The sequence below is a fragment of the Psychromonas hadalis ATCC BAA-638 genome (assembly GCF_000420245.1).
In the GTDB taxonomy this organism is placed as follows: Bacteria; Pseudomonadota; Gammaproteobacteria; order Enterobacterales; family Psychromonadaceae; genus Psychromonas; species Psychromonas hadalis.
The window spans coordinates 1-3,136 of sequence record NZ_ATUO01000254.1; the positions used below are offsets into that span (position 1 = coordinate 1).

The window sequence follows — 3,136 nt, forward strand, 5'->3', positions numbered from 1 at the left end:
TCAGGCTTTTTGAAAACAATTTAGCGCAAGTTATTGTGTAACGATTCCTTACTCTTTTTCTTTCTTGGATAAACAATGAAACTCAATGCTGGGCAAGATGCTGCTGTTAAAATGATCTCTGGCCCCTGTTTGGTTTTGGCGGGGGCGGGCAGTGGTAAAACACGTGTTATCACCAATAAAATTGCGTATTTAGTGCAACATTGTGATTATCTCGCTAAAAATATTGCTGCGGTGACGTTTACGAATAAAGCGGCTCGTGAGATGAAAGAGCGCGTTAGTCAAACTTTGGGACGTAAAGAAGCGCGTGGTTTAATGATCTCTACTTTTCACTCTTTAGGGCTAGATATTATTAAACGTGAGGTGAAAACCTTAGGCATGAAAGCAGGATTCACTCTGTTTGATGATCAAGATAGCTTTGCATTATTAAAAGAGTTAACAGAGAAACAACTTCAAGAAGATACCGATCTCCTTAAAGCACTGGTGACACAAATATCTAATTGGAAAAATGCGTTAATATTACCGCCACAAGCGATTAAACAGGCAAAAGGTGAGCGTGATGTTATTTTTGCACATGCTTACGATCTTTATCAGCGTCAGCTTAAAGCCTATAACGCCCTCGATTTTGATGATCTGATTGTGCTTCCAACACTGCTGCTTTCTCATAAAGAAGAGGTGCGTCTACGTTGGCAGAAGAAGATCCGTTATCTGCTCGTTGATGAATACCAAGATACCAATACCAGCCAATATGAGTTGATTAAAGCGTTAGTGGGTGAGCGTGCGCGTTTTACGGTGGTGGGTGACGATGACCAATCTATCTATTCTTGGCGTGGTGCACGTCCTGAAAACTTAACCCTATTACAACGAGACTTTCCACAACTTAAAGTAATTAAATTGGAGCAAAACTATCGCTCTAGCCAACGTATTTTAAAAGCTGCTAATGTGCTTATTGCTAATAATGATCATGAGTTTGAAAAACGTCTGTTTAGTGAGCTTGCTTATGGTGAGCCAATAAAGGTATTAACCGCTAAAAATGAGAAACATGAAGCCGAGCGTGTGGTGATGGAGATCTCTGGACATAAATTTATGAACGGTTGCGCGTTCAAAGATTATGCTGTTTTATATCGTGGTAACCATCAAAGTCGCCTGCTTGAAAAGGTGATGATGGAAAACCGTATCCCTTATAAAATTAGCGGAGGCACCTCCTTTTTTGCCCGCGCTGAAGTCAAAGATATCATGGCTTATCTTAAATTATTGGTAAATCAAAATGATGAAAATGCCTTTATTCGTGTAGTTAATAAACCACCTCGTGGTATTGGTGCGGTGAGTCGTGAAAAATTGGGTAATTATGCCAATTTACGCCACATCAGCATGTTTACAGCCAGTTTTGAGCTGGGGCTTGAGCAAACACTCAATGGCAAAGGGCTATTATCACTGCAAGCATTTACTCGTTGGTTAGTCGAGCTTAACGATAGGCTCAAACGGGAAGAGCAGATTGATGTTGTGCGCGATTTGATCCGTGATATCGGTTATGAAGATTGGTTATATGAAAATAGTCCTAGCCCCAAAGCCGCTGAAATGCAGATGAAAAATGTATCAATGTTATTTAAATGGGTAACTGAGATGCTAAAAGGGGATTCATTAGATGAACCGATGACACTAGAAGAGGTCGTTGCTCGTTTAACATTGCGTGATATGTTATCGCGCAATGAAGAGGATGAAGAGCTAGACCAAGTGCAATTGATGACGCTACATGCCTCGAAAGGGTTGGAGTTTCCTTATGTTTATTTAGTGGGCATGGAGGAGGGTATTTTACCGCATCAAGTGAGCATCGATGAAGATAACGTTGATGAAGAGCGTCGTCTTGCCTATGTGGGCATTACCCGCGCGCAGAAAGAGCTGACTTTCATTCTTGCTAAAGAGCGTAATCAGTATGGTGAAACGATTAACCCCACCCCAAGTCGTTTTTTATTAGAGTTACCGCAGGACGATCTGGATTGGGAAAGTGGCCCACGAAAAAAAACCGTTGAGCAGAAAAAAGCAGTCGCCGATAAAGGCATGGCCAGCTTGAAAGCCTTGTTTGATTAAAAGTATCATTATTTGGACGTAGGACTTCAGTCCTGCTTGGAAAATCAAAGAGTTAATTATTTTCAAACTTTTCAATTGCCTTTGGCTATCAATTCAATAATTACAAACGATTTTACCTATCAACTGTTTTTGTAGATAATTACCTCATCGAAACAGAGATTGTTTTCAAAACTTAACTAAACTTATTAATTTTAAAATTTATTTTTAAATACAGGAGCACAACATGTTAAATAATATCGAAGGTCAACGCATCCCATCAGTTACTTTCCCAACACGTCAAGGTGATGAGTGGGTAAACGTAACAACAGATGAGCTATTTAAAGGAAAAACAGTGGTGGTATTTGCACTACCGGGTGCATTCACACCAACTTGTTCTTCTACTCACTTACCTCGTTACAATGAATTAGCGGGCGTACTTAAAGAGAATGGCGTTGATGACATTGTTTGTCTCGCTGTCAATGATACCTTTGTCATGAACGCATGGCTTGCTGATCAAGAAGCACAAAATATTACTGTTGTACCCGATGGTAGTGGTGAATTTAGTGAAGGCATGGGCATGCTAGTAGACAAGAGTGATATCGGTTTTGGTAAACGTAGCTGGCGTTACAGCATGTTAGTCAAAGATGGCGTGATCGAAAAAATGTTCATCGAGCCAAACCAACCGGGTGACCCGTTTGAAGTTTCTGATGCGGATACCATGCTTAATTACATTAACCCAACAGCGAAAGCGCCATCAGCCGTTGCACTGTTTACAAAGCCGGGTTGTCCGTTCTGTGCCAAAGCGAAGCAAGCGCTAAACGACAGTAACATCGCTTTTGAAGAGATTGTATTAGGCACCGACGCAACGAGTGTTAGCTTAAAAGCCATTACAGGTGAAACGACTGTGCCACAACTCTATGTTGATGGTAAGCACCTTGGCGACAGTGATGCCGTGATTGCCTATGTAAACGGTTAGCAATCGTTACACAATAACTTGCGCTAAATTGTTTTCAAAAAGCCTGATGAAATCGTTACAAAATAACTTGCGATAAATTGTTTCCAAAAAGCCTTA

2 protein-coding genes are annotated in these 3,136 nt (G+C 40.8%); both read left to right on the plus strand.

Annotated elements, in window-relative coordinates; genetic code table 11:
* Positions 1-75: 75 nt before the first annotated feature.
* A complete protein-coding gene (gene rep, locus G322_RS0118360) occupies positions 76-2,085 on the plus strand; it encodes a DNA helicase Rep (RefSeq protein WP_022943140.1) in 2,010 nt (669 codons plus the stop codon).
* A 223-nt stretch (positions 2,086-2,308) separates the two neighbouring features.
* The gene (locus G322_RS0118365) at positions 2,309-3,040 is read left to right on the plus strand and encodes a glutathione peroxidase (RefSeq protein ID WP_022943141.1); all 732 of its coding nucleotides are present in this window, start codon (positions 2,309-2,311) and stop codon (positions 3,038-3,040) included.
* Positions 3,041-3,136 lie beyond the last annotated feature (96 nt).